The organism is Actinomyces sp. HMSC075C01 (assembly GCF_001812965.1).
GTDB lineage: Bacteria > Actinomycetota > Actinomycetes > Actinomycetales > Actinomycetaceae > Actinomyces > Actinomyces acetigenes.
This window is the reverse complement of record NZ_KV811040.1, coordinates 147,084-164,784: the sequence shown is the minus strand read 5'-3', so window position 1 is coordinate 164,784 and position 17,701 is coordinate 147,084. Positions and strand designations below refer to the sequence as shown.

14 protein-coding genes are annotated in these 17,701 nt (G+C 68.7%); 4 read left to right on the top strand and 10 right to left on the bottom strand.

Annotation, left to right across the window (positions count from 1 at the left end):
* Positions 1-64 precede the first annotated feature (64 nt).
* The 3 genes from HMPREF2883_RS13410 to panB form a co-directional block, all read right to left on the bottom strand.
* On the bottom strand, positions 65-1,264 hold the full coding sequence (locus tag HMPREF2883_RS13410) for a hypothetical protein (RefSeq protein ID WP_070663092.1): 1,200 nt from the start codon (positions 1,262-1,264) through the stop codon (positions 65-67).
* A gap of 161 nt (positions 1,265-1,425) precedes the next feature.
* Positions 1,426-2,322 carry a type I methionyl aminopeptidase gene (gene map, locus HMPREF2883_RS13405; RefSeq protein WP_070663114.1) on the bottom strand — a complete coding sequence of 299 codons (897 nt, stop codon included), beginning with the start codon at positions 2,320-2,322 and terminating at the stop codon, positions 1,426-1,428.
* Between the two features lie 104 nt (positions 2,323-2,426).
* Positions 2,427-3,272: a 3-methyl-2-oxobutanoate hydroxymethyltransferase gene (gene panB / locus HMPREF2883_RS13400; protein WP_070663091.1), complete on the bottom strand. Its 846-nt coding sequence runs from the start codon at positions 3,270-3,272 to the stop codon at positions 2,427-2,429.
* Positions 3,273-3,465: 193 nt separating this feature from the next.
* On the opposite strand from panB, the gene HMPREF2883_RS13395 reads away from it, so the two are divergent.
* The 3 genes from HMPREF2883_RS13395 to HMPREF2883_RS13385 all read left to right on the top strand — a co-directional run bounded on the left by HMPREF2883_RS13395 (position 3,466) and on the right by HMPREF2883_RS13385 (position 9,179).
* Positions 3,466-4,797, top strand: a complete 1,332-nt coding sequence (locus tag HMPREF2883_RS13395; protein ID WP_070663090.1) for a glutamine synthetase family protein — start codon at positions 3,466-3,468, stop codon at positions 4,795-4,797.
* 18 nt (positions 4,798-4,815) lie between these two features.
* Complete coding sequence (locus HMPREF2883_RS13390) at positions 4,816-8,430, top strand: bifunctional [glutamine synthetase] adenylyltransferase/[glutamine synthetase]-adenylyl-L-tyrosine phosphorylase (protein ID WP_070663089.1); 3,615 nt, start codon at positions 4,816-4,818, stop codon at positions 8,428-8,430.
* Positions 8,431-8,525: 95 nt separating this feature from the next.
* A complete protein-coding gene (locus HMPREF2883_RS13385) occupies positions 8,526-9,179 on the top strand; it encodes a histidine phosphatase family protein (RefSeq protein WP_070663088.1) in 654 nt (217 codons plus the stop codon).
* A 10-nt stretch (positions 9,180-9,189) separates the two neighbouring features.
* Here the strand turns inward: HMPREF2883_RS13385 and HMPREF2883_RS13380 are convergent, their stop codons facing one another.
* The 7 genes from HMPREF2883_RS13380 to lipB all read right to left on the bottom strand — a co-directional run bounded on the left by HMPREF2883_RS13380 (position 9,190) and on the right by lipB (position 16,316).
* Positions 9,190-9,990, bottom strand: a complete 801-nt coding sequence (locus HMPREF2883_RS13380; RefSeq protein WP_070663087.1) for an amino acid ABC transporter ATP-binding protein — start codon at positions 9,988-9,990, stop codon at positions 9,190-9,192.
* Positions 9,987-10,952, bottom strand: coding sequence for an amino acid ABC transporter permease (locus HMPREF2883_RS13375; protein ID WP_070663086.1), 966 nt, complete (start codon positions 10,950-10,952; stop codon positions 9,987-9,989). Before HMPREF2883_RS13375 ends, HMPREF2883_RS13380 begins: the two co-directional genes overlap by 4 nt.
* Positions 10,953-10,955: 3 nt before the next feature.
* The gene (locus tag HMPREF2883_RS13370) at positions 10,956-11,876 is read right to left on the bottom strand and encodes an ABC transporter substrate-binding protein (RefSeq protein WP_070663085.1); all 921 of its coding nucleotides are present in this window, start codon (positions 11,874-11,876) and stop codon (positions 10,956-10,958) included.
* A gap of 155 nt (positions 11,877-12,031) precedes the next feature.
* Positions 12,032-13,456 carry a type I glutamate--ammonia ligase gene (gene glnA, locus HMPREF2883_RS13365; RefSeq protein WP_070663084.1) on the bottom strand — a complete coding sequence of 475 codons (1,425 nt, stop codon included), beginning with the start codon at positions 13,454-13,456 and terminating at the stop codon, positions 12,032-12,034.
* A gap of 201 nt (positions 13,457-13,657) precedes the next feature.
* Complete coding sequence (locus tag HMPREF2883_RS13360; RefSeq protein ID WP_081384526.1) at positions 13,658-14,413, bottom strand: DUF4191 domain-containing protein; 756 nt, start codon at positions 14,411-14,413, stop codon at positions 13,658-13,660.
* Positions 14,414-14,491: 78 nt separating this feature from the next.
* Positions 14,492-15,523 carry a lipoyl synthase gene (locus tag HMPREF2883_RS13355; protein ID WP_070663082.1) on the bottom strand — a complete coding sequence of 344 codons (1,032 nt, stop codon included), beginning with the start codon at positions 15,521-15,523 and terminating at the stop codon, positions 14,492-14,494.
* Between the two features lie 91 nt (positions 15,524-15,614).
* Positions 15,615-16,316: a lipoyl(octanoyl) transferase LipB gene (lipB, locus tag HMPREF2883_RS13350; RefSeq protein WP_070663081.1), complete on the bottom strand. Its 702-nt coding sequence runs from the start codon at positions 16,314-16,316 to the stop codon at positions 15,615-15,617.
* A 102-nt stretch (positions 16,317-16,418) separates the two neighbouring features.
* Between lipB and HMPREF2883_RS13345 the strand changes: the two genes are divergently transcribed.
* Positions 16,419-17,701, top strand: a 1,283-nt coding sequence (locus HMPREF2883_RS13345; protein WP_256277493.1) for a protein kinase domain-containing protein, incomplete at its 3' end; no start/stop codon positions are given.

The following is a 17,701-nucleotide window of genomic DNA, read 5'->3' as shown; positions in this document are numbered from 1 at the left end:
TGTGGCCCGCCAGGATCCTGGCGGGCCACAGCCGACGTCGTATGAGGCGGATGGTGGTGTGGCGTTACTTCGCCGCTACGTAGACCTCATTCTTGTTGTCCACCTGAGAGAAAGCGCTCACCGCGAAGGCGCCCTTCTTTTCGTTGGCGGCGGACTCGTCAACGAGGAAGATGAAATCGCCTTTCGCCTTGCCTCCGTCGCGGGGCATGCTCTGGCGGCTGAAGAGCGACTGCCCGCCGACAAGATACTCCGATTCTGCCGTGTTTCCGTCGTGGGTGAATCCGATTTTCAGGTCGTACTCATCGAACTGTCCTTGACCGTGGTAGGTGATCTCAACGGGGACACGGATGTACACCTTGCCGGCGGGGGGCTCCTTGTAGCTGTACTGGCTCGTGGCAGCCTTGACGGACTCATTGGCGTTCCACTCGACATCCCCGAAGGTCACGTCCACTGAGGCGTTAGGGTCGTCGTCGTACTTGCCTGCATTCAGCGTGATCGCCCCGGCCTTCGGGTCGATGGGGTCCTTCTCACTCGACCCGGGGCCGTTGTTGTTCGGGCTGCTGGTCTTGGTGGTCTTCTTCGGAGCCGGGCTGTCAGTCTCGTCAGGGTCGCTAGTCTTCTTCTTGGAGTCGGGGTCGGACTTCTTCTGGTGAGTCGGCTCCGAGCTTGACGTGCTGTCCGCCTTGGTGTCGGAATCGCTGGAGTCGCCCTTGAACATGAAGATGCCACCGATGACCAAGGCGACCACGACGACTGCAGCAATACCGGTCCAGAACCACCACTGCTGGGTCAACGGCTTGGAGCCGTTGCCGGGGCCGGCCGGGGCGGCGGCGTTGGGCTGCCACCCGCCGGTGAGAGGCTGCATGCCTCCTGCCGCCCCCTGGGGCTGGAAGGGCGTGGGCGACTGGGCGTAGTCCATGTTGGCCGCGTAAGGGCTGCCACCCGCAGTTGCGGGAGCGCCGGCATAGTCCCCGGAGGGGGCGGAGGCCGACATACCTGTCGGGTCGGCAACTGGTGAGGCAGTGCTCAACGAGGCTGTTGGGGCGGTCGACACCGCCTGGGTCGGAGCCCATGCCGGGTCGGCCTCGGCGGCGGCACCTGCGGCCGAAGCCGCGGAGGTGCTGGAGGCGGCGGAGTCGTCGACCCAGATCTGCCAGCCCTCAGGAGCCGGCCCCCAGGCAGGGTCGGGCTGCCAGCCTGCAGGCGGTTCGAAGCCCTCGGGTGGCGCGGGCCAGTTCGGCGGTGGATTGAAGCGCAAAGCCATGAGAACCTCCGTGAGGAAATAAACGGGGAGAAACCCGCATGGGCTTCCTGTGCAGAATAGAGATGTCCGCTACCGAAGGACCTTACGTCGTCACCTTATCGTGAGGCAACGTGACGGCGCTCGATCGTCCCGGATGTGGATGGGTAGCAATACCCGCTGCCTCAAGGCAGGGTGAGCACCTCGGCACCCTCATCGGTCACCACGAGCGTGTGCTCGAACTGTGCGGTACGAGAACGGTCCTTGGTGACCACCGTCCAGCCGTCGTCCCACTGCTCCCACTCGATGCCGCCGAGTGTGAGCATCGGCTCGATGGTGAACACCATCCCTGCCTCGATGATCTCGTCATGGAGGGGAGCGGCGTCGTAGTGCGGGATGATGAGGCCGGAGTGGAACGCCTCGCCGACGCCGTGTCCGGTGTAGTCGCGCACCACCCCGTAGTCGAAGCGCTTGGCGTAGGCCTCGATGACGCGGCCGATGACGTTGACCTCGCGCCCCGGCTTGACAGCCTTGATGCCCCGTTCCATCGCGGTGCGGGTGCGTTCGATGAGCAGCTCCGTCTCACGATCGACCTCGCCGACGGCGTAGGTGGCGTTCGTGTCGCCGTGGACCCCACCGATGTAGGCGGTGGCGTCAAGATTGATGAGGTCTCCCTCATTCAAGCGGGTCGAGTCCGGGATGCCGTGGCAGATGACCTCGTTGATCGAGGTGCAGATCGACTTGGGGAAACCCATGTAGCCCAGGCATGAGGGGTAGGCGCCGTGGTCGCACAGGTACTCGTGGGCGATCCGGTCCAGCTCGTCGGTGCTCACCCCCGGGGCGATCGCCTTGGCGGCCTCGGCCAGGGCGCGGGCGGCCAGCCGTCCCGCGACCCTGATCCGCTCGATCGTCTCGGCGTCCTTGATCTCCGAGGCCGTCACCCGCTCAGGACCGTCATGGAACATGTACTCGGGGCGTGCGATGGACGCCGGCACGTGACGCTCAGGGCTGAGCGTCCCGGGAGTCAGCGTGCCGCGCGGTGCGCGATCGGCCGGCGAGGAGGAGGAAGCCGAAGAACTCATGGTCGTAAGCATAGAAGGAGGCACCCGGTTCGCGTGACCTTCCGCCCGGTCAGCGGCTCAGGGCATCCGCCATGACGCTGTGGGTCTTATCACTGCCAGAACCGTCAGGAGCTGAACCAGTGCTTCTCTGAGGGGAAGGACTCCTCGCGCACCGCGGCGCCGTAGTCGACGGCCGCCTGCCGCAGGGCCTCGCCGACCTGCCCGAACTGGTGGGCGAAGCGCGGTGACCAGTCCGTCATCCCGGCCATGTCCGTCCAGACCAGGACCTGCCCGTCGCAGCGCGCGCCCGCGCCGATACCGATCGTGGGGATCGTGAGCGACTCGGTGACGCGGGCGGCCAGGGGCTCGGGCACCATTTCCAGGACGAGGGCGATCGCCCCCGCCTCAGCCAGCGCCTGCGCGTCGGCCAGCAGCACGTCAGCGGCCTCGCCGCGGCCCTGAACCCGGAAGCCGCCGAGCATGTTGACGCTCTGCGGGGTGAACCCCAGGTGCCCCACCACCGGGATACCCGCCTGGGTCAGTACCCTCACACTGGCTGCCCGGGGGCTGCCGCCCTCGAGCTTGACGGCGTTGGCCCCCGCCTTCATGAGGCGCACCGCACTGGCCAGTGCCTGCTCCGGACCGGCCTCGTACGTGCCGAAGGGGAGGTCGGCCACGACCAGGGCACGCTTGGTCGCCCTGGCCACCGAGCGGGTGGCCACCACCATCTCATCGAGCTCCACCGGCAGCGTGGAGTCGTGCCCCAGCATGACATTGCCGATGGAGTCGCCCACCAGCAGCAGGTCGGTTCCCGCCGCATCCAGGATCTGGGCGGTCACGGCGTCGTAGGCGGTGAGCATGACCAGCTTGGTGCCGTCCTTCTTGGCGGCCGCCAGGTGATGAACGCGCACGGGCTTGCCGCCTGCGACGACGGGGGCGGACGTACCGTAAGGGGACTCGGGTGTAGCCATGGCATGAGGCTACCTGAGGTGTTGCAGCGCGCCAGCGCCTCGGACGGACCACCGACGTCCTTCGCCGAGGGTGTTCTGCGAAACCTGTCTGACGCACCCGCGCACTAGGCTGGACCCGGCAGAACGTCTCGGGCGCAGGACCACCGGCCACGTCGTCGGCGGGCTAGCGCGCCACCATGCTGAGGAGGCCCCATTGGACAAGCAGCAGGAGTACGTGCTCCGCGCCATCGAGGAACGCGACATCAGCTTCATCCGCCTGTGGTTCACTGACGTCTCCGGACAGCTCAAGTCCGTGGCCATCGCGCCGGCCGAGGTCGAGAGCGCCTTCGAGGAGGGCATCGGCTTCGACGGATCGGCCATCGAGGGCCTGACGCGCGTCTTCGAGTCCGACATGCTTCTGGCCCCTGACCCCTCCACCTTCCAGATGCTGCCGTGGCGGGACGGGGACAACGGCGTGGCCCGCATGTTCTGCGACGTCCTCACGCCCGACGGCGAGCCGGCCCGCACCGACCCGCGCTCCGTGCTCGAGCGTCAGCTCGCCAGGGTCGCCGAGGCTGGATTCACCTGCTACATCCACCCGGAGATCGAGTTCTACCTGGTCAACCGTGACGCCGACGGGCGCATCCGCCCCACTGACGACGCCGGTTACTTCGACCACGTGCCCGGGGGTACCGCCCACGACTTCCGCCGCCAAGCCATCCTCATGCTCGAGCAGATGGGGATCTCGGTGCAGTTCTCCCACCACGAGGGCGGCCCGGGCCAGAACGAGATCGACCTGCGCTTCGCTGATGCCCTGTCCATGGCGGACAACATCATGACCTTCCGTGCCGTCGTGGAGGAGGTGGCCCTCAAGGAGGGCTGCCTGGCGACCTTCATGCCCAAGCCCTTCCCCGACCAGTTCGGCTCGGGCATGCACACGCACTTCTCCCTGTTCGAGGGTGACCGCAATGCCTTCTTCGACCCCGCCGGCCAGTACCAGCTCTCCGCCACCGGTCGCTCCTTCATCGCCGGTCTGCTGCACCACGCCTCGGAGATCACAGCCGTCACCAACCAGCACGTCAACTCCTACAAGCGCCTGTGGGGAGGGGACGAGGCCCCCAGCTACGTGTGCTGGGGCCACGACAACCGCTCCGCCCTGGTGCGCGTCCCCATGCACAAGCCCGGCAAGGCCCAGTCGACGCGGGTGGAGTTCCGTGGCATCGACTCCTCGGCCAACCCCTACCTGGCCTATGCGGTCATTCTGGCCGCGGGTCTCAAGGGCATCGAGGAGGGCTACGAGCTTCCCCCGGAGGCCGAGGACGATGTCTGGGCCCTGTCGGAGATGGAGCGCAGGGCGCTGGGCATCCACGCCCTGCCCACCTCGCTCAAGAGCGCGGTGGCCGCCATGGAGCGCTCCGACCTGGTGGCGGACACCTTCGGTGAGGACACCTTCGAGTTCTTCCTGCGCAACAAGCGCCGCGAGTACCGGGCCTACGACGCCCAGGTCACCGACTTCGAGATCGGCCAGTTCTTCCCTCGTGCCTGAGCGCAGCAGGAGACAGCTGTGAGAGACCGCAGCGAGAAGCGGACACCGATCGGTTCCCCCTCCCGGCACAGCTCCTCGCCCAGGACCCTGCTGCTGCGGGCCGGATTCCACAATGCCGCCCGTGCCGGGGAGCTCCTGGGTGACCCGGCGCTGCTGCCCTTCCTGCCGGAAGACGCTCAGGACGACGACGCCGAAGAGGCGGGTGACCCCGGCGGGCGCGCCTCAGCGGACCACTCCAGGCGGCTAGGCGGCCGGCCCGCTGACGTGCGACTCGGACCGGCGCGTGAGGAGCTCATCGACTCCCTGGCGCTCACCGCCGATCCCGACATGGCTCTGCTCAGCCTCGTCCGACTCGCCGAGGCCGCGGCCGCAGCCGAGTCGGGTGACCTGGCGTCGGCAGACGGTGTCGAGCCCGGGTGCACGACGACGCCGGCAACACTTCTGCGCAGCATCATGAACGATCCGGCCGCGGGGCCGCGTGAGCACAGGCGCCGCCTGCTCGCGGTCCTGGGCGCCTCGCAGGCCCTGGGCGACTTCCTCGTGGCGCATCCCGAGCACCTCACGGCGCTCGGGATGCGCAGGGCGTGGAGCTCCCCGGAGGAGGCCGGTCCCGGCGAGGCGCTGCAACGAGTGGTCCACGACGCGCTGGGGCAGACCGCCCCTGCGCAGGCCGCCCCCACAGACAGCGATAAGAGACCCCCTCACCCGGGAGACCGCGCTGTCAGCCGGGCGACCGCGGCGCTGCGGCGCGCCTACCGGGACCGGCTCACGGCAATCGTCGCCGATGACCTCACCAGCGCCGACCCGATCGAGCACGTCCCCACCGTCTGTCGCCGCATGACCGACCTCGCCGATGCCGCCCTGGACGCGGCCCTGCTCATCGCCCGTGCCGCCGTCGGACCGCAGGCCGATGAGGTTGCCCTCGCCGTGATCGCCATGGGAAAGACCGGGGCCCGCGAGCTCAACTACATCTCGGACGTCGACGTCGTCTACGTCGTCGGCCCCGCCCACGAGCCGCAGGGCGCTCACGAGCCGATCAGCGAGGAGCACCTCGTGGAGGTCGGCACGCACCTGGCCACTGAGCTCGCCCACGTCGTCTCCGCCACCGCGCCCGAGCCGCCTCTGTGGCCACTGGACACGGCGCTGCGCCCCGAGGGCAAGGACGGCGCGCTCGTGCGCACTCTTGACTCCCACCTGGCCTACTACCGCAGGTGGGCCGCCTCCTGGGAGTTCCAGGCCCTGCTCAAGGCCAGGGCCTGTGCCGGCCACGCTGAGCTCGGCGCCCGCTACGAGCAGGGCGTGGCGCCCTACGTGTGGGAGGCCAGCCGACGGGAGCACTTCGTGGAGGACGCCCGTGCCATGCGGCGCCGGGTGGAGAAGGAGTCCGTGTCGCGCGGCGGAACGGACCGGCGCATCAAGCTCGGGCCCGGGGGCCTGCGAGACGTCGAGTTCACCGTCCAGCTCCTCCAGCTCGTCCACGGTCGCTCCGACGAGAGCCTGCGCGTACGCGGCACCCTGGAGGCCCTCGACGCTCTCAGCGCGGGCGGATACGTCAGTCGCACCGACGCCGCGGCCTTGAGCGGCTGCTACAAGGCCCTGCGACTGCTGGAGCATCGCAGCCAGCTCTTCCGGCTGCGCCGCACCCACAACCTTCCCGACAAGGAGGAGGACCTGCGCCGCATCGAGCGGGGCATCAGCAACTGCCTGGGTCACGCAGACAGCCTGTGGGAGGACTTCAAAGACCTGCGCCGGCGGGTACGGGCCCTCCACCAGGAGATCTACTACCGTCCCCTGCTGGCCTTCGCGGCCGCCCTCAGCGCCGACGAGATGGCCCTGAGCCCTCAGGCGGCGCGCGAGCGCCTCATCGCCGTCGGCTACACGGACCCCGACGGGGCCCTGCGTCACATCCAGGCCCTCACCGAGGGAGTCAGCCGTCGCGCCGCGATCCAGCGCCAGCTGCTGCCGGTCATCATCGGCTGGATCGGTGAGGGAGCCGACCCTGATTTCGGTCTGCTCTCCTTCCGGCGGCTGTCTGAGGCCATCGGGGGCTCGCACTGGTACCTGGCCATGCTGCGGGACTCACCGGTGGCGGCACGCCGGCTGTGCCAGGTCCTCTCCAGCGCCCACTGGGCCACCGAGCGCCTCGCGGAGTTCCCCGAGTCCATCGCCTGGCTCGACGACGACGACGAGCTCGCCCCCCGCCGATCCGGCGCCCTGGCGGAGGAGATCGCCGCCGTCCTGCGCCGTCGCAGCCTCACCGGCCCCGATGACACGGCCCTTACCGAGCAGGCGCTCGAGGCGGTCCAGGCGATCCTGAGAGTGCGCGCCCGCGAGGAGGTGCGCGCCTCACTGGCGGACTGCCTGGACGGCATCGACCCCGAACGCACCGCCTCCATCCTCTCCGACGCCACCGACGCGGTCCTGACCGGGGCATTGACCGTGGCCACCGGGCTGGTCATCGCCCAGCGCGACGGGGTGGAGGCAGTCTCCGCGGGGCCCGACGCAGGCGGGTGCTGGCAGGCCGCCCGCGCCCGCCACACCATCATCGCCATGGGACGCCTGGGAGGTCGCGAGATCGGGTACGCCTCAGACGCAGATGTCCTCTTCGTCCACCAGGCCCGCGACGGGGCGGGGGAGGAGGCCGCCGCCCAGGAGGCCGAGGCCGTCGCCAAGCAGGTCATGGGGCTTCTGGCCTCAGCGCTCCCACACCCCCTTGAAGTGGACTGCGACCTGCGGCCCGAGGGCCGCAACGGCGTCATGAGCCGTTCACTGGACGCCTACCGCGAGTACTACGGCCGCTGGTCCGCCCTGTGGGAGCGCCAGGCGCTGCTGCGCGCCCGCTTCTGCGCCGGGGACCGTGACCTGGGCCGGCGTTTCGAGGAGCTCATCAACCCGCTGCGCTGGGCGCAGGAGGGTCTGGCGCCCCAGGACCTGCGGGAGATCCGCAGGATCAAGGCCCGGGTAGAGGCCGAGCGCCTGCCCCGGGGCATTGACCCGGCCCGCCACCTCAAGCTCGGCCCCGGTGGGCTCAGTGACGTGGAATGGAGCGCCCAGGTGCTCCAGCTCGCTCACGCCGGTCGGATACCCCAGCTGCGAACCACCTCGACCGTCGCTGCCCTCCAGGCCGCGGTCCAGGCCGGGGTGCTGAGCGCGGACGGCGGGGGAGAGCTGGTCGCGGCCTGGATCCTGGCCAGCCGCCTACGCTCAGCGATCGTCCTGGGAACCGGGCGCACCTCGGGGCCGCGCTCCCAGGTCCTCCCCATCCAGATCCGGGAGATCCGCCTGGTGGGGCGCCTCATCGGCCTGGGTGCGGGCAGGGAGCGAGAGCTTGAGGACCTCTACCGTCGCAGCGCCCGCCACGCGCGCGCAGTGGCCGAGCGCATCGTCTTCGCCGACGCCGATGCCCAGGGCTTCACCGCATCGACGCCGTCGAGCACCGCCTCGCAGGCTCAGCCGCACAGCTCGGAGTCACCGCCGCCGGGTTCATCAGGCTCGGCCCGGACCGCTCGCGCGCAGTCCCGTCGGGGTACTGGGGCGGCAGCCTCCAAGAGCGCCAGTTCCAAGGGCTCCAGGCGGGCCGGCCGCCCCCGTGCCACCAGAAGGCGGCCGGAGGGGCCCTACCCCTGGAGCTGACCGGGCACAGATCGCACCGGACACGGGCCTTTAGGCGATGAGGATCGCACTGTCGCCCTGGGTCCCCGCACTGCGCACCTGGCAGACTTGCCGCCGTGAGGCTCATTCTCGTACGCCACGGTCGCACCGAGGCCAATGTCATGCAGGCACTCGACACCGCCTTCCCCGGAAATCCCCTGGATGAGGTGGGGGTGGGGCAGGCCGACGGATTGCCGGACCGTCTGGACAAGGCCGGCCTGCTTCAGGGGCTGGGGTCGCTGTGGGTCTCCCCGATCCTGCGCGCCAGGCAGACCATCGCCCCCATCGAGGCCGCCACCGGCCTGAGCGCCACCGTCGACTCGGGACTGCGTGAGGTCCTGGCCGCCGACCTGGAGATGAACACCGACGCGCGCTCGGTGGCCTGCTACGTGGACACTACCCGGGCCTGGATGGCGGGGCGCCCCGCCTGCCGCATCCCCGGATCCCCGGAGGACGGGCACGACACGCTTCAACGCTTCGACAAGGCCGTCGGCCGCATCTGCGAGCAGACCGCCCGGGCGGGAGACTCAGCGGCCCTGCTCGTCTCCCACGGCACCGCGCTGCGCCTGTGGACCTCCCTGAGGGCCGCCGCCGGAGGCGGCGTGGACCCGCTGTGGGTCGCCGACCACCCCATGCGCAACACCGGGATCACCGTCGTCGACGGCGATCCCGGTACCGGGTGGAGCCTGACCTCCTGGGATGACGGGGCCTGGGACCGGGCCGCCTCCTGACCGGCCCGCGCTACAGGACCGAGGAGAGGAAGGCCCGGGTGCGCTCGGCCTGCGGGTCGTCCAGGACCTTGACGGGGTCACCGGACTCGCAGATGACGCCGCCGTCCATGAAGATCAGCTGGTCGCCGACCTCCCGGGCGAAGCCCATTTCGTGGGTGACCACGACCATCGTCATGCCGGAGGCGGCGAGGTCCTTCATCACCTGCAGCACCTCGCCGACCAGCTCGGGGTCCAGGGCCGAGGTCGGCTCGTCGAAGAGCATGAGCTCAGGGTCCATCGCCAGAGCCCGGGCGATCGCCACCCGCTGCTGCTGACCACCGGAGAGCTGGGAGGGGTAGTGGTCGAGGCGATCCCCCAGCCCCACCCGCTCCAGCAGCTCGACGCCGCGCTCCCGGGCCTTGGCCTTCGGAGTCTTCTTGACCAGGACCGGTGCCTCCATGACGTTCTGCAGAGCCGTCATGTGGGGGAAGAGGTTGAAACGCTGGAAGACCATGCCGATCTTGGCGCGCTGAGCAGCACGGGCCTTGTCCGACAGCGCGTGCAGCTCGGTGCGGCCACCGCGCTCGACCTCACGCATCCCGATGAGCTCGCCGTCGACCTTGACCCGGCCGGCGTCGATGGACTCCAGCTCATTGATACAGCGCAGCAGCGTCGACTTGCCCGAGCCCGACGGGCCGATGAGGACCGTCACCGAGCCGGGCGGGACGATCAAGTCGATGCCCCGCAGCACGTGCAGCTCACCGAAGAACTTGTGCAGGTCGCTGATCTCGACCTTGGGCGTCCCGGCCGCGGTGTGGGCGGATGTGCTCATGGGGTGACCTCCAGGAAAGGACTGTCCTTGGTGGTGTGCGCATCGAGGATGGCCTGCTGGCGGGCCGACAGGCCCCGGCCCGAGGAGGCGGAGGACTTGTCAGGGTCGAAGCCCTTGCCGTAGTAGCGCTCGATGTAGTGCTGTCCCACCATGAGGATCGAAGTGATGATGATGTACCAGATGGCCGCGACCAGGAGCAGCGGAATGATCTGGTAGGTCAGCGACGCGTAGGAGTTGGTGACGAAGGTCAGATCCAGGGTGAAGGGGACCGCCAGCACCAAGGAGGTCGTCTTGAGCATGGAGATCGTCTCGTTGCCGGTGGGCGGGACGATGACCCTCATCGCCTGCGGCAGGACGATCCTGCGCAGGATCTGGCCCCTGCTCATGCCCAGGGCCCCGGCGGCCTCGCTCTGGCCCTTGTCCACCGAGTTCAGGCCCGAGCGGACGATCTCGGAGAGGTAGGCGCCCTCGTTGATGCCCAGCCCCAGGACCGCCGCGACGAAGGGGGTGAAGACCGTCGTCGTCTTGAAGGTCAGCAGCTCGGGGCCGAAGGGGACTCCCAGACTCAGCTTCTGGTAGAGCGCGGACAGCGCCCCCCAGAAGACCAGCTGGGTGTAGATCGGGGTACCGCGGAAGAACCACAGGTAGGCCAGCGCCACCCAGCGCAGGACCGGGTTGGAGGACTGGCGCAGGATCGCTGTGGTGACCGCCAGCACGATACCGATGGCCATCGCCATGAAGGTCAGCAGCAGCGTCCAGCCGACGGCCTTGACCACGTGGACCTCACGCAGGAAGAACCAGACCGTGGACCAGTGGAACTTCTCATTGGTGACCAGCCCGTGGATGAGCATGGCCCCCAGGACCGTGACGATCGCGGCACTGATCCACGTCCCTGGGCGGGGGACGGGCTTGGGGTTGTTGAGGACGACCTTGTCGTCCTCAGAGGTGGGTGAGGCGCTCACGGCTCACTCCTTCACTGCGGGATTGAGTTCTGCGGTGGTCAGGGCGGCGTCCTTCACGCCCCAGTTGTCCAGGATCTTCTGCCAGATGCCCCGGTCCATGAGGTACTGGACGGCGGCTTGGATCGCGGCGGTGAACTGCGGATCGGCCTTGGCGGTCACCACCCCCTGGGGGGCGGCGTCCTCGATGTCACCGAGGGTGACGATCTGGCCGTCGGTCAGCTCGACGGCGTAGCCGGCCACGGTGGAGTCCGAGTAGGTGGCGTCGATGGTGCCGCCCACCAGGCCGGTGGTGGCCTCGGACTGCTTGGAGTAGGAACGCACCGACAGCACCGGCTTGCCCGCCTGGGCGCACTTCTCGGCGGCGTCGCGCATGGTGGTCTCCTGGGCGGTCCCCACCTGGACGCCGATGGTCCGACCGCACAGCTTGAGGTGGTCGGAGGTCTCGACGCCCTTGGGGTTGCCTGCCTGGACGTTGAATCGCGAGCCCACGTTGATGTACGCGGTCATGTTGACCTCCCCGATCCGTTCGGGGGTGACCGTGAAGGAGGAGATACCGGCGTCGTACTTGGAGCCGACCGAAGCGATGATGGAGTCGAACTCGGCGGTGTGCACCGTGCCCTTGACGCCCAGGACGGCGGCGATCGCGTTGGTCAGGTCAACGTCGTAGCCCACGGCCTTGCCTGAGGGGTCGAGGAACTCGGCCGGTGCGTAGTCCGTGGAGGCGGCCACGTCGAGGACACCGTCCTCAAGGGCACCTTGAGGGAGTTTGGCGATGATGTCGGGCTGCGCCTGGATCGACGAGGTGTCGAAGGAGTGGATCTGCGAGCTCCGGTTAGCGTTCCAGTCAGCGGCGTTAGTACACGCGCTGAGGACCAGGCAGGCTGTGGCTGCCAGCCCGAGGGCAGCGTGTTGGCGGATCCTCATCGTGGGATCTCCTCTTCGGCATGGATCAAGACGGAGAAAGAATATCCGCAATACAGTATAGATATGCAAGCCGGGAGGGTGGCGTTCAGCACGACGGCGGCCCTGAGCCTCGTGTGTAGGAGGCTCAGGGCCGCCGTCTGAGCTGGGTCAGCGGCTCACAGGTCGTAGTAGAGCTGGAACTCGTAGGGGTGAGGGCGCAGCCGCAGCGGCTCGATCTCATTGGTGCGCTTGTACTCGATCCAGGTCTCGATGAGATCCGGGGTGAAGACGTCCCCCTCGGTGAGGAAGTCGTGGTCGTCCTCCAGCGCTTCCAGGGCCTGGTCCAGGCTGTCGGGGAGCTTGTCGATGTCGAAGTACTCCTCGGGGGCGAGCTCGTAGAGGTCTTTGTCGATGGGCTCACGGGGCTCGATGCGGTTGCGGATTCCGTCGATTCCCGCCATGAGGACGGCGGCGAAGCACAGGTAGGGGTTGGAGGAGGGGTCCGGCACCCGGTACTCCACCCGCTTGGCCTTGGGGGAGGAGCCGGTGACCGGGATGCGGATGCAGGCCGAGCGGTTGCGGGCCGAGTAGACCAGGTTGACCGGCGCCTCGAAGCCGGGGACCAGGCGGTGGAAGGAGTTCACTGACGGGTTGGTGAAGGCCAGCAGCGCCGGGGCGTGAGCCAGGATTCCGCCGATGTACCAGCGGGCGAGGTCGGAGAGCTGACCATAGCCCCGCTCGTCGAAGAACAGCGGCTTGCCGTCCTTCCACAGCGAGTGGTGGGTGTGCATGCCCGAGCCGTTGTCGCCGAGGATCGGCTTGGGCATGAAGGTGGCCGTCTTGCCGTTGCGCCAGGCCTCATTCTTGATGATGTACTTGAACTTCATCATGTCATCGCCCGCGGCGAGCAGAGAGTTGAAGCGGTAGTTGATCTCCTGCTGGCCGGCAGTGCCGACCTCGTGATGGGCCCGTTCGATCTCCAGTCCGGAGCCGAGGCAGGTGCGGACCATGCGATCGCGGATATCGGCCATCTGATCATTGGGTGAGACGGGGAAGTAGCCGCCCTTGAAAGCGGTCTTGTACCCCTTGTTGCCGCCTTCCTCCTCACGGCCGGTGTTCCAGGCCGCCTCGCAGGAGTCGATGGCGTAGAAGGACTCGGCCGGTGAGGACTCGTAGCGCACCGAGTCGAAGAGGTAGAACTCGGCCTCGGCGCCGATGTAGCAGGTGTCGGCGATTCCGGTGGAGCGCAGGTAGTCCTCGGCCTTGGCGGCGATCGAGCGGGGGTCGCGGGAGTAGACCTCGTCCGTGAAGGGGTCGACGATCGAGAAGTTGACGACCAGGGTCTTCTCCTCGCGGAACGGGTCCAGGAAGGCGGTGGTCACATCGGGAACCAGCTTCATGTCCGACTCGTGGATCGCGGTGAAGCCCCGGATTGATGAGCCGTCAAACATGAGGCCGTCAGTGAGTGCCTCATCCTTGAAGGCGGCCACCGGAATAGTGAAGTGCTGCATGACGCCGGGTAGGTCGCAGAACCGCACATCGACCAGCGCGACATTCTCCTTCTCGATGAACGTCAGTGCCTCGGATGCGTCCTTGAACATATCTCCTCCAAGTGGGAACGGCGCACATACTCCACGCGTATGCACTGCGGCTGACAACGGCCACTATGGCCACTATATTGACGCTACCGTGACAAAGGAATGGCGTCAGTGTTGCTTGAGTGTTTCGTCCCTTCGTCGCCGAGCTCCTCGAGCCCGTTGGGCACTGAGTGATGGGAGACGGAGGTGGCCTGAGGAAGTGACTCAGCGACCGCGCATGGCGCGGCGGTCGGGGCGGACCCGATTGGGGTCAATGTGCTTGGGAATCGGCAGGTTCTTGCCCGCCATCGACGTCAGGCGCTTGGAGACCTGCGTGATCTCGCTGTCAGTCAGTGATGTGGGCTTGGTCGGGAGCTGACGCAGCGTCTTGGACAGGTCGGTCAGACGCACCTGCCCGGCGTCGGTGCCCACCTGAAGGGTGTGGATGGGGACGGTGGACAGCAGCCGATGGACCTTGCGCTCCTCCTCGGCCAGCATGCGGCGGGTGCGGGTGCTCGGACCCTCGGCGACGAGAACGACCCCGGGGCGTCCCACCAGCCTCCACACGAGGTCCTGGTCCTTGGTGAAGGCCACAGGCTCGGACTCGACGTACCAGCCCCGACTGAACTGATCGAGGACGACCTTGGCGGCCCCCGGTCGACCTTCGAGCTGGCTGTAGGAGGCGCGGCGCACCAGGAACGTCAGGAGTCCCATGTTGATCACAAACGCGAGCATGAGGCCTAAAACCAGCCAGTACCACAGGTGTAGGCCGTAGCCGAGGGCGATCGCGGCCCCCAGGGCGAGGCACGTGGCGAGTACCGCCAGCATCGCCCACCCGATCCACGGATAGCTTCGCCGCGAGACCGTGTAGGAGTCCTTGATGTTCTGAAGGTACTGAGCCAGCCGGCGCTTCTTCTTCGGCTGGGGGGACTGGGCACTGCTCACGGGCACACCATAGACGACGGCGGTGCGCCGGCACACACGGTCTCGCCGTCAGCGTGGCCGGCGCACGCCGGGAATCCGGCCGGTTGCCTGGGACTCGTGACTCGTGCCGAGTCGTCAGCAGGCGGCGGCGAGGTGGGGATGGGCTCCCAGCAGGGCCGAGGCCTCCTGGCGGGCGGTGGCCGGCTCGGCGAGCTGCGAGAGGTGCTCGGGAATGGGGCGGCCGCGCTTGACCATGGCCCGTCCCCACAGCATGCCGGCGCGGTAGGAGGAACGCACCATGGGGCCGCTCATGACAGCGGCGAACCCGATCTCCTCGGCCAGGCGGCTGAGGTCCATGAACTCCTGGGGCTTGACCCAGCGGTCAACGGGGTGGTGCAGCTTGGAGGGGCGCAGGTACTGGGTGATGGTGAGGATGTCGCAGCGCGCCTCCACCAGGGCGGCCATGGCCGCCTCGATCTCGTCTCGGGTCTCGCCCATGCCCAGGATGAGGTTGGACTTGGTCACCAGTCCCGCCTCCGCGGCGGCCGTGATGACGTCGAGGCTGCCCTGGTAGGAGAAGGCCGGACGGATCCGCTTGAATATGCGCGGGACTGTCTCCAGGTTGTGGCCCAGAACCTCGGGGCGCGAGGAGAAGACGTCCTCAAGCGCGTCGGGGTTTCCCTTGAAGTCGGGGATGAGCAACTCGACCCCGGTGCCCGGTGAGAGCTCGTGCACCTGGCGGGCGGTCTCGGCGTAGAGCCAGGCGCCGCCGTCGGGGCGGTCGTCGCGGGCCACCCCGGTCACGGTGGCGTAGCGCAGATCCATCTCCTTGATCGAGATCGCCACGCGCCTGGGCTCGTCGACGTCGTACTCGGTGGGACGCCCGGTGGCGATGTCGCAGAAGTCGCAGCGCCGGGTGCACATCTCGCCGCCCACCAGGAAGGTGGCCTCACGGTCGTTCCAGCACTCGTAGATGTTGGGGCAGTTCGCCTCGGCACACACCGTGTGCAGGCTCTTCTCCCTCACCAGGCCGCGGACCTCCTGGTAGGTGTCGGAGACGACGGCGCGGGTGCGCAGCCAGTCGGGCTTGGACTCAATGGGTGTCTGGGCGTTGCGCGCCTCGACCCGCAGGAGCTTGCGTCCCTCAGGGGCCACGGTGGTGCTCACGTCTACCTCTCCTCGCCGACGACGGTTCCATCGGGAGTCTAGTACTCGCCCGGGGTTTATAGGACCTCCGACCTAGGAGTGGGGCATGTTGTCACGTGGCATCCGCCACCAAGGGGGCCAGGTGGTTCTCCAGGGCGCGGACCAGAGCCTCTGCGGGGGCGCCGGTCGCCAGGTGCCGGCCGGTCTCCGCTGCCAGTGAGGTCACTCCGGCGTCGTCGATCCCGCAGGGAATGATGCGGTCCAGGGAGAAGGCCTCCAGGTCGAGGTCGACGTTCAGGCCGATCCCATGCATGGTCACGCCACGGGCGACCCTCACCCCCAGGGCGCAGATCTTGCGCTCTGGGCGCGGGGGGCGGCCGGCCCTCCCCACAGTCTCAGGATCGGCGGGCAGCCAGACCCCGGAGCGGCCCTCGACGCGGACCGTCTCCAGGCCGTAGAGGCCGCACAGCTCGATGACCGCGGCTTCCAGTGCCCGCACGTAGCGGATGACGTCAATCGGCTGGGTCAGGCGCAGGATCGGGTAGACGGTCAGCTGGCCCGGCCCGTGCCAGGTGGTCTTGCCGCCGCGGTCCACGTCGACCACCGGTACGTGACCCGGCTCGACGACGTCGGCGCTGGGCCGCTCCCAGGAGTGGGCCCGTCTGCCGACGGTGTAGACCGGCTCATGCTCCACGAGCAGGAGCGTGGAGGGCCGCCGTCCCTCCACGACCTCGCTATGGAGAACCCTCTGCCGCTGCCAGCCCTCACGGAAGGGGATGAGCCGGGAACCGAGCCCCATGTCCTCACGCAGCACGGGCGCAGTCTACGTGACCACAACCGGCACCGGAGCCCGAGTTATCCACAGGCTGGTCGAAAGGGCTGGTCATCCGGGAGCGCCGTGATGATCATGGAGTGTATGAGCCCGACGATGTGCCCCCGCCCCGCCGACCGCCCTGGAGAGGGTGCCTCCAAGCGTGCCCGGCCCCGGCGCCGTCCCGTACCTCGACGTCGGCCCCGGCCTCGCCGCACGGGCTCCCCCCGCCGAGCCTCGCTGCCGCCCTCCGATGCGGAGCCGAGCATTCCCGACTCGGCGCTCAGCACCCTGTCGCAGCAGGGTTACACCATTGGTGAGGTCATGGGGCGCTCCACCGCCCCCGGTGCTCCTCGCCGTGGGCTCGACGCGCAGGGCCGTCATGTGGTCATCCGGGTCGTCGACCTGCCTCGCGGGCGTGCTGGAGCCTTAGTCCTGCGGCGCTTGGCCGATCTGCGCGTCCTGCGCCATCCCGGCCTGGTGACCGTGCGGGAGGTGGTCTCGCTGCCCGAGCACCGGGCGGGCGTCATCATGGACCTCATCGAAGGGGCGGGACTCGACGTGGTCCTGGGGGCGCGCGGACGGCTGAACATCTCATGGCTGGCCACGCTCCTGGACGTCCTGGGCTCGGCACTGGCCTACCTGCACGAGCACGGAGCGACCCACGGGGACGTATCGGCCGGCAACGTCCTGGTGACCACTGACGGACATCCGGTCCTCGTCGACCTGCTGGGCTCCGTCATGGAGACGGGGACGCAGGAGTATGCGGCGCCGGAGCGCCTCGCCGGTGCCCCGGCGTCCGCAGCCGGTGACGTCTACGCCCTGGCTCGTCTGCTGACCGAGTGCGCGGGACAGGGCGGCACCGCCTCCCGGCGCCTGGCGGGAATCATGACGGACGCGCTGGCCGAGGACCCCGCCGACCGTCCCACTGCCCGGGACCTTGCGGCCCGAGCGCCTCAGCTGGGGCAGACCTCACCCATCGAGCTGCCCGACGGCGCCCGCCTGGCTGCCGGCTCCCTGCGAGCAGCGGCCCGCACCCCGACTCGCACGGTCGGCTCCAGGCTCAGGCCCAAAGCGAGGGCAGGTTTCCGACCGAGGACGAAGAGCGAGCCCCGAAAGGAGCTCAGTACCGCTCACCGCACCGGGGCAGTACCCGCAGCCATACGCTGGGGGAGAAGGGCAGGAACGGGGCGCAGACGCAACCGCACCTGGGGGCTCGCGGCGCTGCTGCTGGTGGCCGTCTGCCTGGCTGCCTGGGGGCCGGCCAAAGCCCTGGTGGCGCACAGGCCCGTGTGGGCACTCGGCGCAGCTGCAAGCCCGTCAGGCCCAGAGCGATCGTTGGCGTCCGCCCGCTCCGGTGCCCCTCCCACAGGCAGCCCCTCTCCCGC